Origin of the sequence: Rugamonas aquatica (assembly GCF_009380215.1) — a bacterium.
GTDB lineage: Bacteria > Pseudomonadota > Gammaproteobacteria > Burkholderiales > Burkholderiaceae_D > Rugamonas > Rugamonas aquatica_B.
Genome location: NZ_WHUG01000006.1, coordinates 267,169 through 293,825, shown reverse-complemented (window position 1 = coordinate 293,825; position 26,657 = coordinate 267,169). Strand labels below are relative to the sequence as shown.

Annotated in this window: 24 protein-coding genes and 1 tRNA gene; 10 read left to right on the top strand and 15 right to left on the bottom strand. The window is 58.2% G+C overall.

Going from position 1 to position 26,657, the window contains the following annotated elements; all coding sequences use genetic code 11:
* Positions 1-94 precede the first annotated feature (94 nt).
* The 4 genes from GEV02_RS17535 to GEV02_RS17525 are packed head-to-tail and all read left to right on the top strand — an operon-like array spanning position 95 to position 4,972.
* On the top strand, positions 95-1,270 hold the full coding sequence (locus GEV02_RS17535) for an ABC-three component system protein (RefSeq protein ID WP_152839189.1): 1,176 nt from the start codon (positions 95-97) through the stop codon (positions 1,268-1,270).
* Positions 1,267-1,770: a three component ABC system middle component gene (locus GEV02_RS33815; protein ID WP_408014854.1), complete on the top strand. Its 504-nt coding sequence runs from the start codon at positions 1,267-1,269 to the stop codon at positions 1,768-1,770. Before GEV02_RS17535 ends, GEV02_RS33815 begins: the two co-directional genes overlap by 4 nt.
* Positions 1,771-3,735 carry a DUF3732 domain-containing protein gene (locus GEV02_RS17530; RefSeq protein ID WP_152839188.1) on the top strand — a complete coding sequence of 655 codons (1,965 nt, stop codon included), beginning with the start codon at positions 1,771-1,773 and terminating at the stop codon, positions 3,733-3,735. It abuts the gene before it with no gap.
* A 10-nt stretch (positions 3,736-3,745) separates the two neighbouring features.
* Positions 3,746-4,972, top strand: coding sequence for a restriction endonuclease (locus GEV02_RS17525; RefSeq protein ID WP_174999148.1), 1,227 nt, complete (start codon positions 3,746-3,748; stop codon positions 4,970-4,972).
* Positions 4,973-5,296: 324 nt separating this feature from the next.
* On the opposite strand, the gene GEV02_RS17520 is transcribed toward GEV02_RS17525, so the two are convergent.
* From GEV02_RS17520 to GEV02_RS17505, 4 genes are all read right to left on the bottom strand, one after another.
* Positions 5,297-5,725 (bottom strand): DUF6941 family protein, encoded by a 429-nt coding sequence (locus GEV02_RS17520; RefSeq protein ID WP_152839186.1) that lies wholly within the window; start codon positions 5,723-5,725, stop codon positions 5,297-5,299.
* Positions 5,722-6,159: a hypothetical protein gene (locus GEV02_RS17515; protein ID WP_152839185.1), complete on the bottom strand. Its 438-nt coding sequence runs from the start codon at positions 6,157-6,159 to the stop codon at positions 5,722-5,724. Before GEV02_RS17515 ends, GEV02_RS17520 begins: the two co-directional genes overlap by 4 nt.
* On the bottom strand, positions 6,149-6,649 hold the full coding sequence (locus GEV02_RS17510; RefSeq protein ID WP_152839184.1) for a hypothetical protein: 501 nt from the start codon (positions 6,647-6,649) through the stop codon (positions 6,149-6,151). The genes GEV02_RS17515 and GEV02_RS17510 overlap by 11 nt, the downstream gene beginning before the upstream one ends.
* A gap of 393 nt (positions 6,650-7,042) precedes the next feature.
* Positions 7,043-7,909 (bottom strand): phage integrase N-terminal domain-containing protein, encoded by an 867-nt coding sequence (locus tag GEV02_RS17505; protein ID WP_152839183.1) that lies wholly within the window; start codon positions 7,907-7,909, stop codon positions 7,043-7,045.
* A gap of 912 nt (positions 7,910-8,821) precedes the next feature.
* On the opposite strand from GEV02_RS17505, the gene GEV02_RS17500 reads away from it, so the two are divergent.
* The 4 genes from GEV02_RS17500 to GEV02_RS17485 all read left to right on the top strand — a co-directional run bounded on the left by GEV02_RS17500 (position 8,822) and on the right by GEV02_RS17485 (position 10,840).
* On the top strand, positions 8,822-8,980 hold the full coding sequence (locus GEV02_RS17500; RefSeq protein ID WP_235922813.1) for a helix-turn-helix transcriptional regulator: 159 nt from the start codon (positions 8,822-8,824) through the stop codon (positions 8,978-8,980).
* A gap of 420 nt (positions 8,981-9,400) precedes the next feature.
* Positions 9,401-9,949 (top strand): RNA 2'-phosphotransferase, encoded by a 549-nt coding sequence (locus tag GEV02_RS17495; RefSeq protein WP_152839182.1) that lies wholly within the window; start codon positions 9,401-9,403, stop codon positions 9,947-9,949.
* Positions 9,949-10,269 (top strand): hypothetical protein, encoded by a 321-nt coding sequence (locus GEV02_RS17490; RefSeq protein WP_152839181.1) that lies wholly within the window; start codon positions 9,949-9,951, stop codon positions 10,267-10,269. The genes GEV02_RS17495 and GEV02_RS17490 overlap by 1 nt, the downstream gene beginning before the upstream one ends.
* Before the next feature lie 82 nt (positions 10,270-10,351).
* The gene (locus GEV02_RS17485) at positions 10,352-10,840 is read left to right on the top strand and encodes a hypothetical protein (RefSeq protein ID WP_152839180.1); all 489 of its coding nucleotides are present in this window, start codon (positions 10,352-10,354) and stop codon (positions 10,838-10,840) included.
* 144 nt (positions 10,841-10,984) lie between these two features.
* Here GEV02_RS17485 and GEV02_RS33890 read toward each other — a convergent pair whose 3' ends face one another.
* The 5 genes from GEV02_RS33890 to pepN form a co-directional block, all read right to left on the bottom strand.
* Complete coding sequence (locus GEV02_RS33890) at positions 10,985-11,056, bottom strand: hypothetical protein (RefSeq protein WP_456320529.1); 72 nt, start codon at positions 11,054-11,056, stop codon at positions 10,985-10,987.
* Between the two features lie 34 nt (positions 11,057-11,090).
* Positions 11,091-11,642 (bottom strand): site-specific integrase, encoded by a 552-nt coding sequence (locus tag GEV02_RS33690; protein ID WP_328595842.1) that lies wholly within the window; start codon positions 11,640-11,642, stop codon positions 11,091-11,093.
* Positions 11,643-11,821: 179 nt separating this feature from the next.
* Positions 11,822-11,897, bottom strand: a tRNA-Thr gene (locus GEV02_RS17475).
* Positions 11,898-12,003: 106 nt separating this feature from the next.
* Positions 12,004-13,005, bottom strand: a complete 1,002-nt coding sequence (locus GEV02_RS17470) for a class 1 fructose-bisphosphatase (protein WP_008451744.1) — start codon at positions 13,003-13,005, stop codon at positions 12,004-12,006.
* Positions 13,006-13,027: 22 nt separating this feature from the next.
* Positions 13,028-15,694 carry an aminopeptidase N gene (gene pepN / locus GEV02_RS17465; RefSeq protein ID WP_152839179.1) on the bottom strand — a complete coding sequence of 889 codons (2,667 nt, stop codon included), beginning with the start codon at positions 15,692-15,694 and terminating at the stop codon, positions 13,028-13,030.
* Between the two features lie 219 nt (positions 15,695-15,913).
* On the opposite strand from pepN, the gene GEV02_RS17460 reads away from it, so the two are divergent.
* Entirely contained in the window at positions 15,914-16,600 is a 687-nt protein-coding gene (locus tag GEV02_RS17460) for a DUF4136 domain-containing protein (RefSeq protein ID WP_152839178.1), read from the top strand.
* Here GEV02_RS17460 and GEV02_RS17455 read toward each other — a convergent pair.
* A complete protein-coding gene (locus GEV02_RS17455) occupies positions 16,587-17,921 on the bottom strand; it encodes an aminotransferase class V-fold PLP-dependent enzyme (RefSeq protein ID WP_152839177.1) in 1,335 nt (444 codons plus the stop codon). The two genes, GEV02_RS17460 and GEV02_RS17455, sit on opposite strands and share 14 nt — an antisense overlap.
* 17 nt (positions 17,922-17,938) lie before the next feature.
* Entirely contained in the window at positions 17,939-20,365 is a 2,427-nt protein-coding gene (locus GEV02_RS17450; protein ID WP_152839176.1) for a TonB-dependent receptor plug domain-containing protein, read from the bottom strand.
* Positions 20,366-20,558: 193 nt separating this feature from the next.
* Between GEV02_RS17450 and ftrA the strand changes: the two genes are divergently transcribed.
* Positions 20,559-21,542 carry a transcriptional regulator FtrA gene (gene ftrA, locus GEV02_RS17445; protein ID WP_152839175.1) on the top strand — a complete coding sequence of 328 codons (984 nt, stop codon included), beginning with the start codon at positions 20,559-20,561 and terminating at the stop codon, positions 21,540-21,542.
* On the opposite strand, the gene GEV02_RS17440 is transcribed toward ftrA, so the two are convergent.
* From GEV02_RS17440 to GEV02_RS17425, 4 genes are all read right to left on the bottom strand, one after another.
* Positions 21,526-22,500, bottom strand: a complete 975-nt coding sequence (locus GEV02_RS17440; RefSeq protein ID WP_070360935.1) for a quinone oxidoreductase family protein — start codon at positions 22,498-22,500, stop codon at positions 21,526-21,528. The genes ftrA and GEV02_RS17440 overlap by 17 nt on opposite strands.
* Before the next feature lie 48 nt (positions 22,501-22,548).
* Positions 22,549-22,935, bottom strand: coding sequence for a methylglyoxal synthase (locus GEV02_RS17435; protein WP_008451757.1), 387 nt, complete (start codon positions 22,933-22,935; stop codon positions 22,549-22,551).
* 9 nt (positions 22,936-22,944) lie between these two features.
* Positions 22,945-23,853 (bottom strand): DMT family transporter, encoded by a 909-nt coding sequence (locus tag GEV02_RS17430; RefSeq protein ID WP_152839174.1) that lies wholly within the window; start codon positions 23,851-23,853, stop codon positions 22,945-22,947.
* Between the two features lie 133 nt (positions 23,854-23,986).
* Entirely contained in the window at positions 23,987-26,524 is a 2,538-nt protein-coding gene (locus GEV02_RS17425) for an alkaline phosphatase D family protein (protein ID WP_152839173.1), read from the bottom strand.
* Between the last annotated feature and the right edge of the window lie 133 nt (positions 26,525-26,657).

The following is a 26,657-nucleotide window of genomic DNA, read 5'->3' as shown; positions in this document are numbered from 1 at the left end:
AACAGGCAACCGACTGCTGTCGTGGCGAAGTGCACATGGCTTCAACCGGAATACATCATCGGCCTGCGGCACCGCATTCTTTGAAGGAACGGAAGTGAAAAAGCCTAAGGTAGTTAAGTCGAAACACAACGCGCCCGGGCAGTATCTCGGATACGCACTTCAGCCTATTCGTATGTTTTGGCACTTGCTGTCCGCCCCAAAGGGTGCCAGAGTGTCTTTAGAGCACCTTGACGATGTCGCCGTGCATTATGCCAATGGAGATATCCTATTGGAGCAAACAAAAAGTGCGCTAGCACATAATCCTTTATCAGATTGGTCGGTTGATCTATGGAAAACCATAGGAAATTGGATTGACGACATTGAAGCCGGTCGGGTGACTCTTAGTCAGACTACTTTCCAGATATATGTTACCCCTATTTATCAGGGAGATCTTAGTTCAGCAATTTCGCAAGCGAATACGGCATCAGACGTTCACCAGCTTGTTTCTAAAATTTCCGCCCAAGTTGCTCTGAAACCTCCGGCAGATGCGTGCTTGGTCTACATTACGAAATTTCTCAATTTTGACGATGCTCGGAGACAGGCATTCGTAGAGCGAATTCAAGTAATCTCAGCAGACCTGGATCCAATTGATGCTATCCGGAAGTTACTCAGTCCAACAACTGATGAAGAATCCGTTGATATCTTGTGTGCAGTGGGGATCGGACTTGCCAAGGAGCGCGCCGATGCCCTCATACGACAGAAAAAACCGGCTATCGTGTCACGTTCCGACTTTCTCAAGGAGTTTCACGCCTTTGTGCGAAAAAATAATATGCCTTCATATTTAAACTCGATTTCGCCGCCGCCTGCAAAAGGAGAGGTCGAATCACTGTTATCGAGTCGTCCTGATTTCGTTGCGCAACTAGATCTGATAAATGTGCAGAAATCTCAAAGACTACTTGCGGTTAGCGATTTCCTACGTACGTCATCAGATAAAGTTATATGGGCCGACCAAGGGCTTGTTTACCCCGATAGTTTCGACGAACTGGATGATGACCTGCTCCGTAAGCACAGCGCCATTGGCATGGTTATCAACAGTCAATTTTCCGAAAAAGACGATGTATCGCGCGGGGCAATGGTGTATGGACAGTGCGCGCAGCTAAGTTTACCAGTAGAGGGCAAACAGGTGCCGGGACATTTTACACATGGGAGTTTCAATGCGTTAGCCAATACGAGACGCTTGGGCTGGCATCCTAAATATCCCGAGTTATTGGAAAAAGAGGACGAGGAATGAATGTTCGAGCTCAATACCCTAACGAGATTTCCACAGTCCAAAACCCAACATTGGGAGCCTATGCACTTTGGAGATTTGGGCTCGCCTTCGAAGCACGAGAGAACAATGAACCCAGAATCCCGTTAGCTTTTCTAGTTCTCCCATTGGTGCTCCATGAGGCAACTCGAAAGGTAATCCTTAGCACACATAAAGCTTCCGGTTTTGCACTGTTCGCCGGAAAATTAGGTGAACAGAGGGAAGAAATACTGACGATTCACAATCGGGTTCGGCAACTACGCGAGTTGACATTAGAGTCCATCGCATTGGGGGAGCAAGCAGGCCTGCTTACCCTTAATGTTGAACTCGCATCGATAAGATCTCGCCAGCTAGGCGCGGACAAAGCACCGCAGGAGCTTCCCATAGGACTCAGCTGGGTTAATCCAGCATGCGAGCGTGTTGGGCATTGGTTTGGAAGCCTAACAGACGAACATATTGCAAGAACTCTTTGTGTGGAATTCTAAATGTACTTTCAAATAAAAAAAGTAATTCTCTGGCCACGAAATGGGCAATCTCCTCGCGTTGTTCCTTTTGCACCGGGAAAGGTGAACGTCATCAGCGGGCGTTCCAAGACTGGAAAATCTGCTGTGATACCGATCATCGACTACTGTCTGGGCGCGGAGAAATGTGCAATCCCCGTGGGAGTAATTCGGGAAACGTGTGCATGGTTTGGCATCCTGATCGATACAGTTGAAGGGGAGAAGTTGCTGGCGCGGCGCGAGCCTGGCCGACAACAAAGCACGTCCGATATGTACTTTCTGGAAGACGCGAACGCAGTGATCCCAAACGAAATTACTGGGAAGAATAGCAACGTCGAAAACGTAAAGTTAGTGCTCAACCGACTTGCGGGCTTATCGAACCTTGAATTCGAACCGGGCACAAATGATAGCTTTAAGACTCGCCCGAGTTTTCGAGATCTCATGGCATTTACTTTCCAGCCGCAAAATATTGTAGCAAACCCAGACGTGATGTTCTTCAAGGCTGATACGACTGAGCATAGGGAAAAATTGAAGACTATCTTTCCTTACGTTCTAGGCGCTATCACGCCGGAGCTTCTTCAGGCCCGCCACGAGCTTGAACATTTGCAACGGAGCCTTAAGCGAAAAGACGGCGAATTGCTAACTAGAAAGGCCAGCGGTGCCCGTTGGCAAAAGGAGGGGGACGGTTGGATTCGTCAAGCGATTGAATTCGGCTTGCTAGCTCCTAATACCGCGCTGCCGAAAGAATGGCCGCCAACCATAGAGCTGTTGAAGAAAGTCGTGCTAGGCGACCCCTCGGCCGGTGAGGAAACCATGGGTTCTATGGACGCAGCACTTACCCGTCTGGCAGAGCTTCGAAAAATCGAAACGGACACTACCGCGAAATACAATACAAGTAGACAACGATTGAAGGAGCTACAGCGTTTAGAAGAAAGCACAGATGCATACTCACGTTCTCTGCTCGTACAGCGCGATCGTCTATCGCTATCTAAATGGATCCGAGGTCTTGCGGAAGATGGAGGAAATGTAGTATTCGAACCAAGCGAAGAGGGGCGCAGCCGGCTGAATAAACTATGCATCGCACTCGATGCTGTTGAAATGCGCTTGCGATCCCATCCACGTGCAGTAGAAGACTTGGGTAGAGAGATGCTGCGGCAACGAGAGGGAACGCAAACTATTTTGAATGACCTTCAAGCTACTCGAAAAGAAATTTCGGCAATCGAAGGTCGCTCTCAAATTGCTAAACAAGTTAGTTTACGACGCGAGCGCAACGCTCGCTTCTTGGGACGATTGGAAGAGTCTATCCGGCTCTACGAAGTCGTGGAACCATCGTCAGATCTCAATGAAGAGATCGCAAGTCTAAAGAATCGCATCAAGGAATTGACACCAATCGTCGCAGAACAAGAGATTCGAAGAAAGCTGGAACTAGCCTTAACGGAAGTCGAAGATTACGCGGCAAAACTCATTCCTCAACTTGACGGGGAATGGCCCGATGCACCAATAAAACTTATCGTAAAAGACCTAACGGTGAAAGTTAGGCGCGACTCGCGAGATGATTACCTTTGGGAGATTGGAAGCGGAGCGAACTGGCTCGCCTACCACGTCGCAATGACCCTAGCGCTTCAAGGGTTCTTCGTCAATAGACCAAAACACCCTGTTCCTGGCATTCTTATTTTCGACCAACCGAGCCAAGTGTATTTTCCTACGCGCCGTGCTAAGGGTAAAAATGATGCGGACGAAGACGATCCTAAATTCAAAGATGAAGATTTGGATGCGGTGCGCAAAGTGTTCAGCTTGTTCGACAAAGTAATTGGCAAAAAGGGAGACGCTTTGCAGATTATCGTTCTTGACCATGCAGACGAAGAAGTTTGGGGCGAGCTGCCAAACGTTGAATTGGTTGAAGAGTGGCGAGGAAAAGCATTGGTTCCATCTGCCTGGCTTAACGGCTAGGAGCACTTGGATGGCATCGCACGGACTCCCAATTCCTCCCCCCAACGAGGCGACTGATTTTGAACATCTTTGCTTAGAGCTGTTCAAGCGTTCTTGGAACGACAGCCAAGCACAGTTGTACGGTGTGAAAGGCCAAAATCAAAGCGGCATTGACATCGTCGGGCGCCCCAACAGCGGTCTGGAAGTTCATGCGGTCCAATGCAAAGTACGTAGCAAACGATTGGCATTTTCTGAAGTGCTTAGCGACATCGCTAGAGCGGACCAAATGCAACCGCGATTAAGCCATTTAGTTTTCGCAACAACGGCCCGGCGAGATGCTTCGTTACAAAGCCAAGTCCTCGCATTGACCTTGGAACGCTCAGCTCAGGGAAAGTATCCTATTTCGATTATGGCGTGGGATGACCTGACTGCCCTCCTCGCCATGCACATAGACATCGCGCGACTACACTTCCCTATCTACTTTGATAATGTTAGAACTGAAGGGGACGGCCTCGTAAATGTTAATGTCCGAGCTGCCAACTCACAGCGTTCCGAAAGATTGCGCATGTTGGTATCCAAGCTAAACGGAAACCACTCTGATTGCTTGACTGTTTCAGAAATCGCCGAGCTGCTTGGAATCGAGAAGATTACCGAGCTCGATGACTATTTTAGCGGCGCGGATGAGCCCTCGATTGAGCTACTTAAAAAAATCGGAGACCTCTTCTGCATCAATGCAGAATGGATTGTTCACGGAAAAGGCTCACCGTTTTACCACTCAGAACCTTTTTTTCCTGAGGCATATCAGGCGCTACCACTAATCCGTTCGAGCACACCGGAAGAAGTTATCTTTGTTAGATGCGGTTCAGAGCAGGGGGAATGCGTAATTGTCCTAAAATATAATGATTGGAAGTTTCATCGTTTGAATACTTATTGCCACGTCAGCGCGCACGTTGGTGGAACTGGCAGCGCGCAATTACTTAGCCTTTACAACTTAATCAGAGAGCTTTCGAAGCCCCACTCGAACATGTACTGTGTCGGAGAAACGCTCAATCCAAGAGAGTTTGATGAGCTACTAAATGGCGAAGTTGCCCCAGGCTCTGTTTTGGGCAAACGAGGTTCGAGAATGCCCTGGTGGGATGCGCTACTTGATATCGAATACAAGCATGCTACAGCCACCCACTATCTAGATTTGTATGGCGCAGCGCTCGTCGATGCTCATCGCGTAATTCGCGAGCAGATAGTGAAAACAACCAAGTGAGCGATGCAGATGCTATTCTTGGGGACTACTTCAAATGTATGACTCATAGACATCGTTTCAATTAGATGGCGTCATGAACGACGATATCCGGAAGCGGCTACGATGGGTTCAGCTGTAGGAGGAACTTGGCAACGGAGGCGTTGTATGTCCATGTTGTGATGTGTCGGCTTCTACCGAACCCATAAAAGAAAATCGTTTTTAATCATAAGCTTAAGCCACAGATATTGGGTTCACTTCTTAACATCCCCCCCAAAAAATGCCCCCAATCACGTCCGCTCAGCTAAGACAGCCTTGGACTTCATAGGAGCGCATGACTTCCGTGAACTAGATGCTTGGGTCGCGCGTAGGTGCTGCCGCCAAAGCAGGCGCAGGAATCTCTAACTGCATGACCGGCGCTTGGTATTCCGCAACGACAGAATCATTAATAGATAAATTAATCTTTAGTTGTCCAATAGATGGAATTAGAAAACCTTCGACTTCAAAGATAAGTCTAGTTGTCAAATTTTCTTGAAAATCAATCTGTACGGGAGTACTAAAGACAACTGAATTATCAATTTCGTATTTAATAATACCTTCCTGTATATTTGCATCTCCCTCAGCACGCTGCAGATAGAAGACTACAGCAACACTAGGAATTACAACAGGAAAACTAATAGACTTAAATCCCTCAAAAATATCTATCAATGAAAGATTTTGCGACCTAGCATCCACTATTGCTCGGTTAGCGACAACTGTAAAGATTGAACTGATCATGAATTAGCAGGCGAATATGATACAAAATTTGAACTAGGGTGACCTGATCTATAGCTCCCTACAATACCCATTTGAGGAGTTCCTGTGGCCTGAGGGGCAGTAGCCGAAACGTAATGAGCATTATTAACAGAAGTGTTTTTCTGTTGATGGAGTAAAATAATTTCGTTTGCCCAATTCAATTGAGCTTTAACCACTAACTCTTTCGCAAGGTTAGCTTCCCCAGAGCGAAGCAAAGAAAGCAATGCGGCATAAGCCAAAGCGACTGCCTCTACCGTGCCATTCGTTGATCGGACCACCAATTCCGACAAATTATCTTTTGATAATTTATTTAACGCCGAAACATATGTACTCGCCACAAGTTTTCGATATAGATAGGCAGGAGTATTAGCAAAAACATATGCCTCAACAATTTCAGTGGGAACGTTAATTTCCATCTATCTTTATCCTAAAGTATTTTACATTTGCAAAAGTATAAGGGCAGTTATTGGCCCAGTGAGAAAATTCAGCGTACTTCCCCCATTTGCTAACTACTCTCGGGATACCGAGAAAGCCATCGTGAGGTGCTGACACTACAATTCCAGAATGCTCATAATCCCCATCGGGGGACACATATATGATCACATCGCCAGGTAATACATCCTCAAGCTTGATCTCAATATAGTCATCCTCTGTCAATATTTGCTTTAGGTCTTGAGTCCCGTAAATTCCCGTCCTACGGGATGCGAACGTCATTCCATGACAGTTATATCGAGGCGTAGCATGCGTACGAAGATGAGTACTCTCAGTCTCATACTTCTTATAATGAACGAATTGATTTACCTCACTAATATCAAGTTCAGTAATTTGAGCATTCTCAATTTTGCTACCTCTAGCAGTGGCAAGATCGATTGTTTTTTGGGTAAGCTGACCACCTATCAGGATCATTAGTTGCCTTTGCAGAAACATTGCATCGCATTGAAGCGCCTAGCTCCTCAGGATATCATATTTCCCAGCATAAACAATACCGTAGCGCCCACCAACCATCAAAAGGTGCTTTTTTTACATCTCAGTTAGAACATACGCCCGCACGATTGGAAGTTCAAGTAAAGCTTACATTTTGTTTCTATGATCAATAGAAGACGTGCAGCAAAGCAACATAATCCAGCTTGAAATCTAGCAATGCCCAATAGGCCAGGATCTATTGGTACGCACACTTCTCATATGCTCGGGCTCTAAGCCGGGTAAATTTCAGGGCTAACCGTAGATTCTCATCGCCTCTAGGATTTGGTGATACGGTCAATGTTCTCGCTACCGCTATACGGATTGGCAATGCATTGACTAACGTCCCAAATACACGGCGGTGATCTGCTCTCTGCCATGCCCTAAATCCTCGGACAATAACAACCTAGCCGAGAGATCCCGCTGCCGCTGCTCCGGATTCAGCTGAGATGACCGAGGGTCTCCGCGCGCAGGACATTGCCAGCCGGTGAGTTGGCGGTAGCGTTCCTGCGCGTAGGCGTGGCGCAGTCCATGAACACCGTGAACTCCTGCCTTATCGCACTGCGCTCGAAACCGCTGAAGCTGATCCCGGTATCGCAAGTTTGTTGGAATTAGACTCCTGCCAGCAGCAAGCCGCTTAGCCTCATTGAGCACGGTGCGTTGCTCCGGCGTGCGAATGGCGATCTCGCGATATTTGCCGCCCTTGGTCCAGGTGTCCTTTAGCTTCAGTCGATCGCCGCCATCGGCCCACACTGGGACGATCTTGATGCTCTCCTCGCGCCTCAAGCCAAACGCGGATTGCAACCGTAGAGACATCGCCGTATAGGCATCCGTGATCTTCGCCAGGCGCGCATCGTCAAGCACCTTGGCCTTGGAGATATTGGTGACAAAGGTGCGCTTGTCGATGTCATAGCTGCCGTTGTCGCGCGCGATGATGTTGTCCTTGCCGATCTTCTGCGCCCACCATCGCATCGCGCTCATTCGGTTCTTCATCGTGCCGGCGCTGACGCCATCGGCCTTCCACTGCTGCACCAGCGCGTCCACATGCTTGGGACGCAGACTGTCAGCATTCATATGGCGATATCCGAGATCGTGCAACTGGTTGGCTACGTGCGAGAGTATCCGCGCGCGATCGGACTGCGTGGCGTAGCTGCCATCGCGATTGCGGTCGCACAGCTGCTTGAGTTGATAGTTCAAGTCGCGCATCGCATGCTCCTAAAATCAAACTTGGTGTAATCGATCGAGTCAGATGAGTGTTTCTGGCCACCGTGCTTGCCGCAGCAAGGACGGTTTGTAAAGGCCCCGGGACACCACTCCCGTGTATGCGGTATGTTCACTGCTCGCCCGCGCCGCATGCGCGTATGGCGCCGCGATCCGCTCCTTGTAGAAGCCTGATCGCGGTGGGACCAGTTACCCAGGGGCCATGGGGTGTGCCTCGCACACGTTGTCGGCCCACGAAGGGCAAGGTTGGCAAGCAGCGTTCTGCTGTGCTGATAGCGGTAGGTCCGCTGTCACTGGCCTGCGTCACTGAGAAAACAGCGGCGGAGCCCATATAGCGCTTGGTTGCTAGCGCGTCGTCACTGGCAGCAGGCCGCCAGTAACGACGCGCGGTTTGCGCCGCGGACTAGCGCGGCGCTTCGACGTGCACGCGGCGGCAGATCGCCGCGTGAGGTGGTGACAGTGCGTGAAGGCGCACGATGTGACGCGCATCGCCCTCAGGGGAAGGATGCGCAATAAGGATGCAGCCAGTCCTGGCTGATCGCGGGTTCGCTCACAGGCGAGTCCAATCTAGATGTACTGACTAAGGGCGCGTGACGAGCGCTACGCCTGGCGCGATGCCAAGATGCGCGAAGGGCGATCCTTCGCGTCGAAAAGCATATTGTCCTCCACCTGGCATCGCGCCTGCATCACCGATAAAAAATTCTCGCCGATTTATTTGTCGAACGCTGATAGAGAATGGCCCGCGATAACCGCCCTGATTTCGGTTGGCGCTTGCACGGACAACGGTGCATCGTATCGTACAGAGACAACCACCACTGGAGGACAACATGAGAACCTACGACAGTCTCCCCGAAACCATTCGTTTGATTCGATTGAAGGAAGTATTGCGGATGCGGAATGTCCCGAAGCACCCTGTACAACAACATCAAGGAGCGCCAGTTCCCCGAGCCGATCAGGATTTCAGTGCGCTCCGTGGCCTGGCTTCAAAGTGAGGTGCAGGAATGGGTCGAACTCAAGGTCAAGCTGCGCACCGTGAAGCAACGTCAATCGCCCTAGCTGCCGTGATCTGTACCAGCTCGGGCTTGATCTCGTAATTGAGAGTGCTGGCCCAGTGGTAAGGTGTTCCTGAGATTGCACGGCTCGGCAAGGTGACACATAACTTGATATTAGGGTTCAACCCTGCTTGTCAGATTGGAGCCATTGCCCGCTTCCATCTGAAAGTCCGGACAGTATCTGAGGCTACCGCAGTTCACGCAAGCCTGCATACGAGGAGGGAAAGCCATGGACAAAGGAAGCTACTGCCATTGAGATAGATGTCGGCAAGCATAAGCTAGACGTCGCTCTGAGCAGATTATCCGCGAGGCCGTCAAATGAGCTAAACTCACCGGCGACTGAAACGACCATTTGCGGTCAGTCATACGGGCTACTAGTTACTGTTAGCGCCGGTCTAATCAACAACCTCAGCAGGATTTTTGAATGTCGAAGCATATTGAGCAGGCTAGTAAGTTTTTGAGCTTGATCCTCCGCCATAGCCCGGAGACTATTGGCTTAAGACTCGATAACGAAGGATGGGCAGATATAGAAGAACTTATTTCCTCTGCTAACGCTAAAGGCCGCGATCTCTCACGAGAGTTGTTACTTGAGGTTGTCTCCACAAGTGACAAGCAGCGCTTCGCCATCAACGACAACGGTACAAAAATTCGTGCAAATCAGGGACACTCCATTCCGGTTGAACTGAAACTTGATCCTCAAGTGCCGCCATCTCATCTATTCCATGGAACGGCAACGCGTTTTGAGGCGTCTATTCGTAAGGATGGACTGCTGCGCGGTTCTCGCCAATACGTACATCTGTCTTCTTCGATTGAAGTCGCTGTTACGGTAGGAACGCGCCATGGCAAACCCCTAGTTTTGAGCGTCCTTGCTGAACAAATGCATCACGATGGCATCGCGTTCTATTTTTCTGAAAATGGTGTGTGGCTAACTGAATCAGTGCCCGTTAAGTACATTAAATTTGAAGGCGCGTAATGGAATGGTTAGAACCGTGGTGGCCAACCGACGAGTTGCCTCAAGCATTTCGCGACTCATTCAAGAGACAATTGGCACTAGAGGTTGGCCCGGAACATGTGATGCATGGGTTGCCTGTGCGCTTGATTGGCCGTGGAAATGGCGATGACGCCCTCTTCGAGATTCTAGACGGGACAGGTAGGGTGGCTGACGTGCACCTCACCTGGAGCAAAGGGACTGAGCGTTTACCTTGGCCCATCACCACCATCTATACAAGCATTGCTGCATGGGCTGATACTGGAATGATTCGGGACCATAAAGACTGGGCCGGTGAGCCATGAGTGCGCTACTTGTTCCGAGCAGGTACGACTCTGTACTACCAGTAACGGTCTTTCTAAAACGTCGGCTTTTCAAAGCGAACATATGGAACTTCGGCAAGAACTAACACCTCCACAACTCGATGAGCAACTTGTTGATCGGCTCGCCCAACTTGCGGATGCCATCGACGGCAATCCAAGTCAGGCGCAGTGCGCCGAGTTCAACAAACTCGCAGGGACTGAACTTCCAGTGAACTTTTTTCAAGGAGTCTACGGAAGTGAAAACCACACTAACTTTGTGCGGAGGGTGCTACGCAAACAGCGCATTAAACCAGTGCCCGATGTTACTCGAGAAGAGCTTGTCGAAATTGTCCGGCGCGCGATGAAACCTGATCGGAGTGGGTTGCATGAGGCATACATGGCTGTGTTCGACTGTAACGTGCCACGGCCACACGCATCGAATCTGATTTTCTATCCGGCCGACTACGACCACAATAGCGACACATGGGGAGGCGGAAAACCGATGAACGACTACGACCCGAGCCCTGAACAAATCGTCGATTGGGCTCTCAATACGACCACTTTTCATCGGTGAATTGTTGAAGATGGGGGCGGCAATGGGCGGTATCTGACAGAGGCTGCCGGTTGGAAGGCAGATTTCGCCGCCAGGATGCGAACCTTCACCACAAGCCAGTTATGGCTTGGCGCATTCTTCTGCTTCTCGCTTAACCGCCAAGTATCAAGGCACGTAGACCATGTAGACGGTCACGACATGTTCACTGGCTACTTCCGATACATGAACCTGCAACACCAAGTCACTACTGCCTTCTTCTAGCGTCCAGAGATCAATAAAGGCGTCCCAGTGCGACACGCTCCCCTAGCACTTCATCCAGCATCGTGCGGGCCATCGCGCGGAAACCATGGCCTGTCATTTCCTCTTTGCTGTATCCAAGGACGTCACGAGGCTTGATCGCAGAGATCGGCCGCTTGCCTATATGAGGGAACACATCGTGCTGCAGCCAGGCCATCACCTTGTCTTGGGTGCTGGCGGAGCGCATCTTGGCCTGCATCGCCAGCCACTTGAGGGCGACGGATTCGAAGGTGTGACTGGCGGCGATCAGTTTCGCCTCACGTTCCTCGCGCCTGGCTTCCGCCGGATCGATGCCATCGGCCAGCAGCACGCGCGCATCGTCGCGCCGCTTGCGCGCCTTGGCTAGGGCGACCTCGGGATAGGTGCCCAGCGCCATCGTCTTGCGCTTGTTCAGGTATCGGTAGTCCAACCGCCAGTACTTGCCCTGCGGTTTGACGTGAATGTAGAGTCCGCCGCCGTCGTAATGCTTGTCCCCGCTCGGCTTGCTTGCCTTGGCGAATCGAACAAAGGTGTCAGTGAGTGATATGGCAGCCCTCCCCTGTCGGTATACAAAATCGAGCTCAGCAACGAGATACCGTCAAATATGTCGGTATACCTCCTTGATTTTATGTTAACCCTTCGGATTTTCAAGGACAACAAAAAACCCGCTTCTCCTAGGGAGGAAGCGGGTTTTTCGACTTCTTAATACTTTTTACTGCTGTGTTCTGGTGCCGCTTGCCGGAATCGAACTGGCGACCTTTTCATTACGAATGAACTGCTCTACCAACTGAGCTAAAGCGGCGAAGTCGCACATTCTAACAAATATTTCTTGCTACACGCTAGTCCCAACACGATAAATTTTAGCCATGCTGCAAAAATGTCATTGCTTTGTGCGATTTTGAAGCTTCTCAGCCTGCGTGGTAGCCAGTCACCACCGCCACTTCATCCCGCGAACCCAGGAACACCGGCACGCGCTGGTGCAGCTTGTGCGGCTGGATGTCCATGATGCGGGTCTGGCCGTCGGTGGCCGCGCCGCCTGCCTGCTCGACGATGAAGGCCATTGGATTCGCCTCATACATCAAACGCAGCTTGCCTGGCATCGACGTGTCGCGCGTGTCGGCCGGGTACATGAAGATGCCGCCGCGGTTCAGGATGCGATGCACGTCGGCCACCATCGAGGCGATCCAGCGCATGTTGAAGTTGGTGCCGCGCGGGCCGGTGTCGCCGGCCAGCAGTTCGCTGATGTAGCGCTGCACCGGCGGATGCCAGTGACGCTGGTTCGACATGTTGATCGCGAATTCCTTGGTCTTGGCCGGGATCTGCATGTTGCGCTGGGTGAGCACCCACGAACCCATCTCGCGGTCCAGGGTGAAGCAGTTGACGCCGTTGCCGGTGGTGAGCACCAGCATGGTCTGCGGGCCGTACACGGCGTAGCCTGCGGCCACCTGCTTGCTACCTGCCTGCATGAAGTCCGCTTCGGTCGGCTGGCCCATGCCATCCGGCGCCTTCAGCACCGAGAAGATGGTGCCGATGGAGACGTTGACGTCGATGTTCGACGAGCCATCCAATGGGTCGAACAGCAGCATGTATTCGCCCTTTGGATAACGGTTAGGAATCGGGTGGATCGATTCCATCTCTTCCGACGCCATCGCCGCCAGGTGGCCGCCCCATTCGTTCGCTTCCAGCAGGATTTCGTTGGAGATGATGTCCAGCTTCTTCTGCACTTCGCCCTGGATGTTCTCGGTGTCGGCGGTGCCGAGCACTTCGCCCAGCGCGCCCTTGCCTACCGAGTGGCTGATGGTTTTGCAGGCGCGCGCGACCACTTCGATCAGCAGGCGCAGTTCGGCCGGGATCGAGTTGTTCTGGCGCTGTTCTTCCACCAGATATTGTGTGAGGCTGATGCGTTTCATGATTTCCCTTGGGTTGTTTTAATTAATTTTCCAGCGCTTTTGTTACCACTTCCAGCACGTCGTTCGAAAGCTTGGCGCGGCCGGCGACTTTTTCCAATGCGCGTTTCATCTTCGCCTGCAACGCCGGCGCGTAACGGCGCCAGCGGTCCATGCCGCGCGCCAGGCGTGCCGCTACCTGCGGGTTGATCGCATCGAGCTTGATGACGAACTCGGCCCAGAATTCATACGCGCTGCCATCGGCCGCGTGGAACTGCGACGGATTGTTGCTGGTGAAGTTGAAGATCAAACTGCGCGCGCGATTCGGGTTCTTCAGCGTGAAGGCCGGATGCTGCATCAGCTTGCGCACGGCGGCGACATCGGTGGTCGGCGCGGCGGCCTGCATGGCGAACCATTTGTCGATCACCAGCGCTTCGCTTTCGAAATCTTCGTAGAAGTTCTTCAGGTACGGGCCCGCTTCGGCGCCGCTGTGGATCATCGATACCAGCGCGGCGGAACGGTCGGTCATGTTGCCGGCCTTTTCGAACTGCTGCTGCGCGAGCTTCAACTCCGCCATGTCGGGCGCCACCATCAGGTAGGACAGGCACAGGTTCTTCAACGCGCGCTTGCCGGCCGACAGTGCGTCCGGGCTGTAGGCGCCGGGCGTCTGGTTGGCGTGGTACTGCGCCAGCAGCTCGGGCTTGAGCGCGGCGCCGATGGTGCGGCGCATGAACTGGCGCGCGGTGTGGATCGCTTGCGGATCGACCACGTCCATCTGCTCGGCGATGATGGTTTCCGACGGCAGTATCAGCGCCAGTTCGCGGAAGGCCGGGTCGAGCGTCTCGTCGGTCAGCACGGCGCGCTGGGCGTTGATGAAGGTGGCGTCCAGTTTCAGATGGGCGTCGCTGCCGCCGGCTGCCGCCACTTGCGCGGTCAGCTTCAGCAGGCGTTCCATCGCCAGCCGCTGGCCCGCTTCCCAGCGGTTGACCGGGTCGCTGTCATGGCTGAACAGGTGCAGCAGTTCGTCGTCGGTGTAGTCGTATTCGAGTATCACCGGCGCCGAGAAGTCGCGCAGGATCGATGGCGTCGGCCGCTCGTCGACCTGGCGGAAGCGGAAGATCTGCTCCTGCTCGGTCAACTCCAGCACCACCGTGGTGGCGCCCTTGGCGTGCTTGCCGCCTTCCAGCACCAACGGCAGATCCTTGCCGCTGGCGCTCAGCAGGCCGACCGCCACCGGAATGTGGAAGGGCAGCTTGTCGGCCTGGCCGGCGGACGCAGGCGCGCGCTGGCTGAGGATGATGTCGAAGTGGCGCTTGACGGCGTCGTAGCGCGTGCGCGCGGTGACGATGGGCGTGCCGGCCTGCGAGTACCAGCGCTCGAACTGGCGCAGGTCGCGGCCGTTGGCGTCGGCCATGGCGGCGCGGAAGTCGTCGCATTCGACGGCCTGGCCGTCGTGACGCTTGAAGTACAGGTCCATGCCTTTGCGGAAGCCGTCGCGGCCCACCAGGGTCTGGTACATGCGCACGACTTCGGCGCCCTTCTCGTACACGGTGACGGTGTAGAAGTTGTTGATCTCGACGAAGGAGTCGGGACGCACCGGATGCGACATCGGGCCGGCATCCTCAGGGAACTGCGCCTGGCGCAGCGTGCGCACCTGATCGATGCGGGTGACGGCGCGGCCGGAATCGGTGCCTATCATGTCGGCGCTGAACTCCTGGTCGCGGAACACGGTCAGGCCTTCCTTCAGCGACAGCTGGAACCAGTCGCGGCAGGTCACGCGGTTGCCGGTCCAGTTGTGGAAGTATTCGTGGCCGACCACCGCTTCGATGCCGGCGTAGTCGATGTCGGTCGCGGTGCGCGGGTTGGCCAGCACGAACTTGGTGTTGAAGATGTTCAGGCCCTTGTTCTCCATCGCGCCCATGTTGAAGTCGCCGACGGCGACGATCATGAAGCGGTCCAGGTCCAGCTCCAGGCCGAAGCGTTCCTCGTCCCAGCGGATCGAATTCTTCAGCGACTGCATGGCGTAGTCGGTCTTGTCGAGGTTGCCCTCTTCCACCCACACCTGCAGCAGCACTTCGCGGCCGGACTGCAGCGTGTAGCGCTCTTCCTGGCACACCAGGCGCGCGGCCACCAGCGCGAACAGGTAGGACGGTTTCTTGAACGGGTCTTCCCACTTGGCGTAGTGGCGGCCGTCGCCCAGCTCGCCCTCCTCGATCAGGTTACCGTTCGACAGCAGCACCGGATAGGCGGCCCTGTCGGCGCGCAGCATCACGGTGTACTTGGCCATCACGTCCGGACGATCCGGGAAATAGGTGATGCGGCGGAAGCCTTCGGCCTCGCACTGCGTGTAGAAATTGCCGTTCGAGACATACAGGCCGGACAGCGTGGTGTTCTGCACCGGCGCGCACAGCGTTTCGATTTCCAGCACCACCTTGGACGGGGCCTTGCGGATGGTCAGCATGCCGCCGTCCACGTGATATTCGGTCGGCGCCAGCGGCTTGCCGTTCATGCGCAACGCCACCAGTTCGATCTCTTCGCCGTGCAGCACGATGTCATGGCTCCGGCTTGCCGGGTTCTGTCGCAGCGTGATGCGGTTGGCGACCACGGTGCGATCCGGGTCGAGGTCGAAGCCGAGTTCAACGGTTTCAACCAGATAGGCGGGAGCGGTGTAATCTTTGCGGAATATCGTCTGTGGACTGCTGTCTGTTCGCATTGGTGGACTCTGGTGACGTAGGCAAAAGCCTATTTTACCAATACCGGCAGCAGGAGGACGGGCGAATTGCCTGCAAGGGGGCCAGATCGGCCGGGAATCAGCCCGATAAGTTGCTGGTTTCCACCTTGCCGTAACAATCTGTAATAATCGTGCAGGACCGGGGCTAGCGTCGTAAACTTAGTACTGGAAAACACCGTCTGAACCGAGAGGGTCAACATCATGAAATATCTTGCCATACTGGCGACCGCCGCCGTGGTACTGCTGAGCGGCTGCGCCACCACCATCCGTAGCGACGTCACCGCCTTCAACGCCTGGCCGGCCGACATCCAGGACAAATCCTATGCGTTCGAAGCCCCGCAGGGCGCGGACGACACGCTGGAATACCGTAGTTATCAAGTGCTTGTAAGCAATGAACTGGGCAAGCTGGGCTTCCGTCAGGCCAGCGACGGCCAGCAGCCGAAGTTGCTCGTTAGCATGAAGTTCAGCACCATCGACCACGCCGTGCGGGTGCTGGAAGCGGACGATCCGTTCATGGGGCCATATTGGGGCCATGGCTACGGCCGTTACGGCTGGGGCGGCTGGGGTTATTCGCGCTGGGGTTATCGCCCGTACTTCTACGATCCGTTCCGCTACTACGGCCCGCTGGTGGTGGAAGAGCGCGTCAAGCATGAATACCAGCGCCAGCTGCGCGTGACCATCAACGGCACGGACGGCCGCAAGCTGTACGACGTTACGGTGCAAAACACCAGCCGCGTGCAAGCCACGCCGCACGTGATGCCGGCGCTGGTGCAGAGCGCCTTCACCGGCTTCCCCGGCCAGAGCGGCGTGCCGCGCCGCATCGACATCACGCTGGACCAGAAGACCGGTTCGGCGGATCAGGCGGAAGCGCCGCTCAAGCGCGGCTGATTTGCCGCAGTGCTGACACCAGCCGGTCCAGGTCGGCCGGCTGCGTGAACAGCGACGGGGTGATACGCACGCAATCGCCCGCCTCCACGCCGCCGCGCTGCACCGAAAATATCCCATGCTCTTTCAGCAGCCGCGCGGCGATCGCTTGATTGGCCGCCTTGCCGGTCTGGCCCGCCAGCCGGAATGACGTGATCGCGCCGGCCATGCCCGGTTCGTCCGGCGTCAGGATGTTCAAGCCCTTCACTCCCGCCACACCCTTCACCCAATAGTCGCGCAGATAGCGCAGGCGGGCGGCCTTGTTCGCCAGTCCTATGCGCTGCTGGAAATCGATGGCCGCCGCCACCGTCATCACGTTGGCCGTGTTGGTCGTGCCGGAGTGGACGCGGCTGCGGATATCGTCTTCATCCACGCCCTCGCCCAGCAGGTGCGGCGCGATCGACGACAGCCGCTCCTTGCGGATGTAGAGGAAGCCCACGCCCAGCGGTGCGCCTATCCATTTGTGCAGGTTGAAGGCGGCGAAGTCCACGCCCAGGTCGGCCAGGCGGAAGTCGATCTGGCCCAGCGCATGGGCCGCGTCCAGAATCACGTCGACGCCTTGGGCGCGGGCCAGCGCGGTCAGTTCGGCCAGCGGCAAGGCCAGGCCGGTCTTGTTGTTGACGTGCGTGAGCAGCAGCAGTTTGGTGCCCGGGTTGCGTTGCAGCGCCTGCGCATAAGTGTCGATCACGGACTGGCGGCTGGCCGGTTCGGGCAGCATGATGCGCACCAGCTTGACGCCGCGCCGCGCTTGCAGAGAATCGAACACTTGCTGGGCGGCGTCGTAATCGAGGTCGGCGTACATCACCGTGTCGCCGGGGCGCAGGCCGCGATAGTTGGCGATCAGGTTTTGCAGCGCCTCGGTGGCGCCGCGCGTCAACGCGATTTCTTCCGGCGACACGCCCAGCAGAGCGGCCACGCGGCGGCGCGCGGTTTCGGCATCGGCGGCAAAGCCCTGGCGCAGGTAGACCGAGTTATGCTCGTTCAGGTAGGCGACGTTGCGCTGGTACTCGGCCAGCACCGGGCGGGCCATGATGCCGTAGAAGCCGTTCTCCAGATTGAGCAGATCGCGCCGCACGCTGTACTGGCGGGCGACCTGGCTCCAATAGTGTTCGTCGGTGGCGATGGCGGTCGGGTCGCCGGTCGGAGCGGCCGGCAGCGGCGCGATGGCGCGGTCGACGGCGCCGCCTGCCTTACCCGCCTGCGCCGCGTGCACCGTCTGCGTCGCCGCCAGCATGCTCATGCCCAGTCCCTGCAATACCCTGCGTCGCGCCAGTGTGGTCTTCATCGTGTCTGCGCTCCTGTTCAAAAGCGGTAAGCCGCTTTGCCGTAGTAATAGGCGCCGTTGATGCCGATCGACGAGAACGACGCATACTGCGCCACGTTCTGCCGCCCTGCCGCGTTGAGCGCCTTGCGATAGTCGCCGTTCAGCTGATCCGGATAGACATTGAACAGATTGCGCACACCGGCGCTGAACGACCACGCCTTGGTCCACTGCCGCGTCACATCCAGGTCGGTCAGGAACTTGGTGCCGCTGCGGTTCTCGTAGTAGGTCTTGTTATCCAGCGTGGCCGCATACGACGACGAGCCAAAGATGCTCTCGCGCAGATTCACGGTCCAGCCACCGCTGCGCCACAGCGCGCCCAGGTTCACGCGATAGGTCGGCGCGCTGTCCTCCAGATAGCTGCGCGCGGTCTGGTCCAGCACCGCCTGGCCGGACAGCTGCGCAGGCGCCGCCTTCACATCCGTCACCCTGGCGCGGTTGACGTTGGCCGCCGCACTCCAATCCACCTGCCCCCAGCCGCCGTAGTTGGACGCATAGCCCAGCACCAGATCGGCGCCGGTGTTGCGCGTGTCGGCCGCATTCGAATACACCGACACGCCCGACGTCGTGATCCCGGCCGGGATGATGTTGCCGTTGGCCGCAATCGCCGCGTTGACCACCGGCGATTGCAGCACGCCGTTCAAATAGCCGTTGAGCGTACCGCTTTGCAGGATGCGGTCGCGCACCTTGATGACGTACAGGTCCAGCGATGCGCTCAACTTCGCCGACGGCCGGGCGATCACGCCCAGGCTGATGTTCTGCGACTTCTCCGCCTTCAACGGCGGCAGTCCCAGCAAGCGCGCAGCGGCCGAGGCGGACGGCAGTATCACCGACGCCGTGGTCGGCGACACCGTCGTCGCCGAGTAGTAGTCCTCGGCCAGCGTCGGTGCGCGGAAGCCGTTGCTAACGGTGCCGCGCAAACCCAGGCCCGGTTGCGGATCGTAGCGGCCGGTCAGCTTGCCGACGACGGCGTTGCCGAAATCGCTGAAGCGTTCGGCGCGCACGGCCGCATCCAGTTTCAACTGCTCCAGCGGCGAGCCGGCCAGATCGATGTAGGCCGAGTTACTGTGGCGGCTATGGCTGCCCGCATCGCTGGCGGAGTACCCCGGGAAAGCCGCCGCGCCGCCACGGTAGCTGGACGCGGCATCGCCGGCGCCGATGGCGTAGCTGTCCACGCGATGCTCCAGGCCCAGCGCCAGGTTCAGCGGCCCGCTCCAGCCCACGTCCAGATCGCGGTTGATGTCCAGCGTGGTGCTGGCCTGGCTGGCCTTCAGAAAGCCTTCGTAGAAACGCGTCGGCGAACTGCCGGTGTCTTTCAGCAGCTGGGTGTTGATGGAATCGATATTGCCGACCGAAGCGTTGTCGCGGCCGAAGGTGCTGCTCAAGTCATAGTTCCAGCCCGCCGTGGCGCCCTTCACGCCCAGCGTCAGCGCGTAGTCTTTTTCATCGTGGGTTTCCACCGGGCTGAATCCCAGCGGGTAGACGGTGGGCGCGGTGGATGGGCCGCGATAGTTCTGTATCGCCTCCGCCTGTTTGCTGCCGTAGGTGGCCAGGCCATACAGGCGCACGCCGCCCACGTCGATGGCTGCGTTGGCCGACAACACATCCTGGCGCACGCGCGCATCGCCAAACGTGTGGTTGACATACGGGTAGCCCTCCACCTGCTTGACGGCCGCATTGGCCGCCGTCAGCTGCGGCGCGACAAAGCGTGCATCGAAGTCGCTGCGGTCGCTGTGGCCGTGGTACTTGGTTTCGGCACTGACGTTCAGGAAGCCGCTGCCCCAAGGCTGGAAGCCGGCGTTGACGGCCACGTTGTTGGTGTTGCCGCCGCCATCGTAGTAGCGGCCGATCTCTCCGCCGGCACTGCCGCCCTCCGCGTTATCTTTCAGGATGATGTTGATGACGCCAGCGATCGCGTCCGAACCATACTGCGCCGCCGCGCCATCCTGCAGTACCTCGATGCGGGCGATGGACGACACGGGAATGAAGCCCAGGTCCGCGCCCGCCCCGCCCTGGAAGGCGCCGGCCGACACGTTCAGGTTCGAGGTGCCGTGGCGGCGCTTGCCGTTCACCAGCACCAGCGTATGGTTGGGGCTCATGCCGCGCAGCCGGGCCGCCAGCGTCAGCGCGGAAGCGTCGCCGCCCTTGGCGTCCGAGGTGAAGGCCGGCACGTTCTGCACCAGCGCCTCGATCAGCCCCGCCTGGCCGCTGCGCTCCAGCGCGCCGGCGTCGATGATCTGGATCGGCGTCGGACTGTCGGCGGCCTTCAGGCCGGACTGGCGCGTGCCGGTGACGATGACGCCACCCAGCTCCTGCGCATCGGCGCCCTGGCTTGCGTCCTGCGCCAGCGCGGCCGCCGGCAGCAGCAATGCGTACAAGAGCGAGGTAGTGCGATATGTGTTTTTCATTTTTATCCTGGTGTGATGAAACGGCCTGGAAAAAATTATCGGTGAAAGAAAGCCTTGCAGCCATTGGGTAAATGGCCGTTTAACGGCAAGATCACGCCACCAAAAACCGCATAAGCTATACGATTTAAATACTTTGTCATCACGCGCCGGCTCGCTTAGCATCACTCACAGGGCTACGCGAATTGAATGGACTATGGATGATGACCTGAAAAAAAATCAGCTGGTGGTGGCGCTGGCATACGACAGGCTGGGCACGTTCGAATTCGGCTGCGTGACGGAGATCTTCGCGCTGCCGCGTCCCGAGCTGGACGTGGACTGGTATCGCTTCGAAGTCTGCTCGGCGGAGCGCGGCATGCTGCGCTCCAGCGGCGGCATGCAGTTCGCCGCACCACACACATTGGACATGCTGGACCAGGCAGACACCATCATCATTCCCGGCTGGCGCGATCCAGACGAAGCGCCGCCTGCCGCGCTGCTAGACAAGCTGCGCGCCGCCCATGCACGCGGTGCGCGTCTGTGCTCGATCTGCTCAGGCGCGTTCGTGCTGGCCTGGGCCGGTTTGCTGGACGGCCGCCGCGCCACCACCCACTGGCGCCTGGCGGAAAAACTCAAACGCCGCTTTCCCGCCATCGAGATCGAACCGAATGCGCTGTACGTGGACGAAGGGCAGATCCTGACATCGGCCGGTTCAGCAGCGGGCCTGGACTTGATGCTCTACCTGGTGGCGATGGATTACGGTCACGGCGTCGCTGCGCGCGTGGCGCAGCGCTTGATCGTGCAGCCGCATCGCGACGGCGCACAGGCGCAGCGCGGACGGCGGCCAGTGCACAGCCATCGCCACGGCGATGAACGCGGCCGCCTGGACAAGCTGATCGAAGAACTCAAGGACAATCTGAACCAGCCGCACACGCTGGCCACGCTGGCGCGCGAGGCGGCCATGAGCCCGCGCACGCTGCAACGGCAGTTCCACGAAACCACCGGCCTGTCGCCGTATGAATGGCTGCTGCGCGAGCGGGTGTCGCTGGCCAAGCAGATGCTGGAGACGCCACGCGCCACGCTCGCGCACATCTGCGAGCGGGCCGGCTTCTGTTCGGAGGAATCGTTCCGCCACCACTTCCGCCGGCTGGCCGGCGTCAGTCCCTCCGGCTACCGGCGCGCGTTCAGGGCAGCAGGATAGAGGAACCGGTGGTCTTGCGCGCTTCCAGCTCGGTGTGGGCCTGGGCCACGTCGGCCAGGGCATAGCGCTGGCGGATGTCGATCTTGACTTCGCCGCTGGCGACCACGCCGAACAGCGATTTCGCCGCCGCCTCCAGGTCTTCGCGCTTGGCCATGTAGGACATCAGCGAAGGCCGCGTGATGAACAGCGAACCACGGCTGGCCAGTTCGCCCAGGCTGAACGGCGGCACCGGCCCGGAGGCGTTGCCGAAGCTGACCATCGTGCCCAGCGGCTGCAGGCAATCGAGCGAACCGATGAAGGTATCCTTGCCGATCGAGTCGTACACCGCCGATACGCCTTTGCCGCCGGTGATCTCCTTCACCCGCTCGGTGAAGTTTTCCTTGTTGTAGTTGATGACGTGGTGCGCGCCATTCTCGGTGGCCAGCGCCGCCTTCTCTTCGGAGCCCACGGTGCCGATCAGCGTCACGCCCATCACCTTGGCCCACTGGCAGGCGATCAGCCCTACGCCGCCGGCCGCCGCGTGGAACAGGATGGTGTCGCCGGCCTTCAGCGGCACCGTGCGGTGAAACAGGTATTGCACCGTCAGGCCTTGCAGCATCATCGCGGCCGCCGTGTCGAAGCCGATTTTCTCCGGCAGCACCAGCAACTGCGAGGCCGGCATATTGCGCGCCTCGGCATAGGCGCCGATAGGGCGGCCCGCGTAGGCCACGCGGTCGCCCACCTGCACCTCGGTCACGCCCTCGCCCACCGCCTCGACCACGCCCGCGCCTTCCATGCCCAGGCCACCCGGCAGCGGCTGAGGATACAGGCCGGTGCGGAAGTAGACGTCGATGAAGTTCAGGCCTATCGCCTCATGGCGCACCTGCGCTTCGCCGGGACCGGGCGGGCCCAGTTCCACGTCCACCAGTTCCATTACTTCCGGGCCGCCGACGCGGTTGATGCGGATTGCCTTGGTCATGTCTGCCTCCAGTGTGCGGTGTGCTGTATGCGAAGAGTGTAGCGCCGGTCAGGCCGCTGCGGCGCGCTGCTGCAGCTGCGACAGCACCAGGTGCGCCGACGAGACGTTGGTGGCGCACGGCGTGTTGTGCACGTCGCAGGCGCGCACCAGCGCGTTGATGTCCGGTTCGTGCGGCTGCGGCGTCATCGGGTCGCGCAGGAAGATCACGCAATCGATCTCGCCTTCGACCAGCATGGAGCCGATCTGCAAGTCGCCGCCGAACGGGCCCGAATGCTTGCGGTCCACCGTCAGGCCCAGTTCATTGGCCAGGCGGCCGCCGGTGGTGCCGGTGGCGGTCAGCGTGCAGGTCGAGAGGAAGGCCTTGTATTCGCCGGCCAGCGCGATCATGTCGTCTTTTTTCTTGTCGTGGGCAATCAGGGCAATGCGGGTTTTCATGTTCTGATCCTATTTTTTTGACAGCAGATATATCCCGGCCAGCACCAGCACGGTGCCTCCCAACTGCCAGGAGGTGACAGGTTCGCCCAGCAGCAGCGCCCCCAAAAACAGTGTGGAAACGGGGCCGATCATACCAGCCTGCGAGGCGGTGCCTGGGCCGATGCGTTCGACGGCGGCCATGGTCATAAACACCGGCATCACCGTGCACAGGATGCCGTTGACCAGCGACAGGCCGTACACCGGCAGCGGCTGGACCAGGCCGGACGCGGGCCGCAGCAGGAAGAACTGGCCGATGCAGGCCGCGCTGGAGACGCACATCGCATACGACACCAGCCGCAGCGCGCCGAGCCGCTTGACCATCTCGCCCGACAGCAGCAGGTAGACGGCGTAGGCGGCGGCAGAACCTGTGACCAGCGCGGCGCCCAGCATCACGTTGCGGCTGCCGCTGTTGAGGTCATGCAGGAAGACGAAGACGATGCCGCAGTAGGAGGTCAGCAGCGCCAGCCACTGTTTGCGACTGATGTGGTGCTTGAGCAGCGTGGAGGAGATCAGCAGCACGAAGGTGGGCGTCAGGAACAGGATCAGCCGTTCGAGGCCGACCGAGATGTATTGCAGGCCGAGGAAATCGAGGAAGCTGGAGAGGTAGTAGCCGACCAGTCCGAGGCCGACGATGCGCCAGCGGTCGGCATTGGACAGTGGCGCTTCGGTGCGCATCTTCCACAGCGCGACGGCGGCGAACACCGGCAGCGAGAAGATCATGCGGAAGGCGATCAGGGTGACGGCGTCGATCTGATAGCGGTACAGCAGCTTGGCCACCACCGCCTTGGTCGAGAACAGAACCGCCCCGCCGATGGCGATACCCAAGCCGCCCAAATAGGCGGCACGCGCCGGCGCGCTGTCCGTGAAGCTTTTGTCCATACCGGAATTGTACGGGCAAACGGACAGCGCCGCTGGCGGCGCTCAAAACGTCATTCCCGCGCAGGCGGGAATCCATAGAACGCTTGACTGGACGCGACGTATAGATTCCCGCTTTCGCGGGAATGACGAGGGACTAGCTGATGGCCACAGCCGCCGCGCCAGCCGTCACGGTGGCGGTGGTGACGCGGGCTACTACGCTGGTCGGGGCGTTGCCGCCTACCAGCTTGTTGACCTGCTTGAACTGCGCCACCAGCTTGCCCGGGGTCAGCGTCACCAGCGTGAAGCCTTGCGCATCGGTGTTCAGATGCTTGATCCACGGGTTGTTGCCCAGGCCGGACAACTGCTGCGCCAGCGCCAGCAGCGAGGTGTTGAAATCGCTGTTGGCCTGCAAACCGGCCAGCACCGCGCTGGTGGTCGGATCCAGCTGCACTTCCGGCAAGCCCTTGGCGCCCAGCGCGCCGCGCACCTGCACGCGCACCTGCTCCAGCAGGCTGGCCACGGTCGGCGCGGCCTTGCCCATGGTGTAGTCCAGCAGGTTGATCGAGATGCTCAGCGTGCCCAGGCCCGTGACCGGGATCGCCAGCGGGTACGACACCAGCGTGGCGATATCGCCCAGCGCCGACGCGGCGTCGCGCAGGTAGCTGAAGAACGAGTCCGAGCTGATGCCGGCCGAGACCAGGTCCACCATCACCGGCGTGCCGCCGCCGGTGGCGTCGAAGTCGTCGTTGACGGTGCCGGCGAAGAAGGCGTGGATGTCGCCGGTGATCGCCACCACATTGCCGATGCTGTTGGTCTTCAGGTGGGCCATCAGCGCCTTGCGCTCGCTGTTGTAACCGTCCCACTGGTCGCAGTTGAGCAGGAAGCGCGCGAAGAACGGCGCCAGCTGTGCCTTCTTGCCCGACGCGGCGACAAAGGCCGAATCAGCCTTCTTGGCCTGGATGTCCGGTTTGATGTAGCCGAAGGCGATGGTCTGCGCGCCGGCCGCAGCCAGCTGCGCCGGTGTGGCGCCGGCGATGCCGCGATTGGCGTCGATGATCGCCTTTAGCGTGGCCACAGCGATGCCGGCCTGCGCCGCGCTCAAGCCGGCAGCTACCGCAGCCGCGCCTTGCGCCGCCGCGTCGCCGCCTTTGGAGTAGCTGGTGAAGGCAGCTACCGCGCCGGCTTGCGCCAGCGCCGGCGTGGCGCCTGCGGTCGCCGCGGCGACGATGGCGCCGGCCAGCGGGATGTTACCGCCGGTCGCGGTGATGGTGCTGCCGATCGATGCGGCGATGGTCGGCACCGCGTTCAGCGCCAGCAGCGTGGCGATGGCGTCGACACCGCTCAGGCCCATGCGCAGCAGCGATACTTCATTGCCCCACAGTTTCCAGGTCGCGGTGGCGGTCTTCATCTTGTCCATCCACCACTGGCGCTGGGTCGAGCCCAGGATCGACACGGTGTCCAGCGGCGAGGCCAGGCCGATGGTGGTGGCGCCGGCCATCTTCTGCGCTTCCACCGTGTTGTACACGTCCTGCGGCACCAGGTAGCGCGCGCCGATGCGGCCCAGCGGCAAGCCGGTGGCCGGATTGACTGCCGATTCCGGAATCACGTGGTCGTTGCGGTACAGGCGTTCGTCGGTCATCACCAGCTGCATCAGCTTACCGAACTGGAAGTCGCGGTAGATCTTGATGTTCTGGAAGCTGGTGGTGGCGCTGTCGAGATTGACGTCGGCCGGCATGTATTCGAACCACGCCTGGTTGGCGTTGCGGCGGCGGCCGGTCTGGTGCAGGTCCGAGCCGTCGGTGGTGCTGAAGGTGCCGTCGTAGGTCTGCGCATCCTGCCAGGCGTCGTCGGAGAACTCGTGGTCGTCCCAGATGGCGATGAAGGCGAAGCGCTCGTGCAACGCCTGCAGGCGCGTATCGGTGCGGTATTTTTTGTACAGGTAGCGGTAGTCGGCCAGCGTGGTGGCGTACTTGGCGCCCGAGGTGCCGCTCTTGAAGGCGCCATCCGGCAGCGTGAGCGCGTCGTGGCGCGATTCCACCGCGCCCAGCTGGAAGTCTTCGCCCACGGTTTCGTAGATGTAGTCGCCCAGGTGGACGATGAAGTCGAGGTTCTCGCCGACGATGCTGCTCATCGCACCCCAGTGGTTGACGCTCCAGTCCTGGCAGGTCATGTAGGCAAATTGCAGTTGCGAGACATCGGCATCGACGGCCGGCGCGGTCTTGCAGCGGCCGACGTTGGAACGCGTGTCGCCGGCGACGAACTGGTAGAAGTAGACGGTGTTCGGATTCAGGCCCGTGACCTTGTGGCGCACGGTGTTGTCAAATTGCGACTGCAAAGGCAGCTTGATGTCGACCACGGTGGCGCCGCTGAGGGCCGCGCTGCTGCCCAGGGCCGTGCTGTTGTCGGCGGCGGTCATCACCAGGCGGATCGCGCTGTCCGATGCGGTCGGCGCCGGGGCCACGCCGTCGGCCGCTGCCGGCACGGCGCGGGTCCACAGCATGATGCTATCGTTGCGCGGATCGCCGGAGGCTACGCTCTGCGGGAACTTCCAGGCGCCGCTGGCCAGCGGCAGATCGGTGGCGCTGCCATCGGCGGATGCGGAGCTGCTGCCGCCACAGGCTGTCAGTCCGGCGCCCGAGGCGACCGATACCGTGATAAAGCTGCCGTACTTGAGAAACTGCCTTCTGTCCATGTCTGCTCCGCAATACCAGTGATGTTAAAAGATAAATCGTAGCAGGAGGATATGACAGCGTCCCTACAAAAAATGGAGGAAGGCCTCTAGTGTGGACTTTACGCTAAACTGTTCACTTAGTTTAATTTCTACT

Excerpts from the sequence above, each read along its gene's own strand:
- GEV02_RS33815 (WP_408014854.1), top strand. The coding sequence starts at position 1,267 with ATGAATGTTCGAGCTCAATACCCTAACGAGATTTCCACAGTCCAAAAC.
- GEV02_RS17530 (WP_152839188.1), top strand. The coding sequence starts at position 1,771 with ATGTACTTTCAAATAAAAAAAGTAATTCTCTGGCCACGAAATGGGCAA.
- GEV02_RS17525 (WP_174999148.1), top strand. The coding sequence starts at position 3,746 with ATGGCATCGCACGGACTCCCAATTCCTCCCCCCAACGAGGCGACTGAT.
- GEV02_RS17520 (WP_152839186.1), bottom strand. The coding sequence starts at position 5,725 with ATGATCAGTTCAATCTTTACAGTTGTCGCTAACCGAGCAATAGTGGAT.
- GEV02_RS17515 (WP_152839185.1), bottom strand. The coding sequence starts at position 6,159 with ATGGAAATTAACGTTCCCACTGAAATTGTTGAGGCATATGTTTTTGCT.
- GEV02_RS17510 (WP_152839184.1), bottom strand. The coding sequence starts at position 6,649 with ATGATCCTGATAGGTGGTCAGCTTACCCAAAAAACAATCGATCTTGCC.
- GEV02_RS17505 (WP_152839183.1), bottom strand. The coding sequence starts at position 7,909 with ATGCGCGACTTGAACTATCAACTCAAGCAGCTGTGCGACCGCAATCGC.
- GEV02_RS17500 (WP_235922813.1), top strand. The coding sequence starts at position 8,822 with ATGTCCCGAAGCACCCTGTACAACAACATCAAGGAGCGCCAGTTCCCC.
- GEV02_RS17495 (WP_152839182.1), top strand. The coding sequence starts at position 9,401 with ATGTCGAAGCATATTGAGCAGGCTAGTAAGTTTTTGAGCTTGATCCTC.
- GEV02_RS17490 (WP_152839181.1), top strand. The coding sequence starts at position 9,949 with ATGGAATGGTTAGAACCGTGGTGGCCAACCGACGAGTTGCCTCAAGCA.
- GEV02_RS17485 (WP_152839180.1), top strand. The coding sequence starts at position 10,352 with ATGGAACTTCGGCAAGAACTAACACCTCCACAACTCGATGAGCAACTT.
- GEV02_RS17470 (WP_008451744.1), bottom strand. The coding sequence starts at position 13,005 with ATGAAACGCATCAGCCTCACACAATATCTGGTGGAAGAACAGCGCCAG.
- pepN (WP_152839179.1), bottom strand. The coding sequence starts at position 15,694 with ATGCGAACAGACAGCAGTCCACAGACGATATTCCGCAAAGATTACACC.
- GEV02_RS17460 (WP_152839178.1), top strand. The coding sequence starts at position 15,914 with ATGAAATATCTTGCCATACTGGCGACCGCCGCCGTGGTACTGCTGAGC.
- GEV02_RS17455 (WP_152839177.1), bottom strand. The coding sequence starts at position 17,921 with ATGAAGACCACACTGGCGCGACGCAGGGTATTGCAGGGACTGGGCATG.
- GEV02_RS17450 (WP_152839176.1), bottom strand. The coding sequence starts at position 20,365 with ATGAAAAACACATATCGCACTACCTCGCTCTTGTACGCATTGCTGCTG.
- ftrA (WP_152839175.1), top strand. The coding sequence starts at position 20,559 with ATGGATGATGACCTGAAAAAAAATCAGCTGGTGGTGGCGCTGGCATAC.
- GEV02_RS17440 (WP_070360935.1), bottom strand. The coding sequence starts at position 22,500 with ATGACCAAGGCAATCCGCATCAACCGCGTCGGCGGCCCGGAAGTAATG.
- GEV02_RS17435 (WP_008451757.1), bottom strand. The coding sequence starts at position 22,935 with ATGAAAACCCGCATTGCCCTGATTGCCCACGACAAGAAAAAAGACGAC.
- GEV02_RS17430 (WP_152839174.1), bottom strand. The coding sequence starts at position 23,853 with ATGGACAAAAGCTTCACGGACAGCGCGCCGGCGCGTGCCGCCTATTTG.
- GEV02_RS17425 (WP_152839173.1), bottom strand. The coding sequence starts at position 26,524 with ATGGACAGAAGGCAGTTTCTCAAGTACGGCAGCTTTATCACGGTATCG.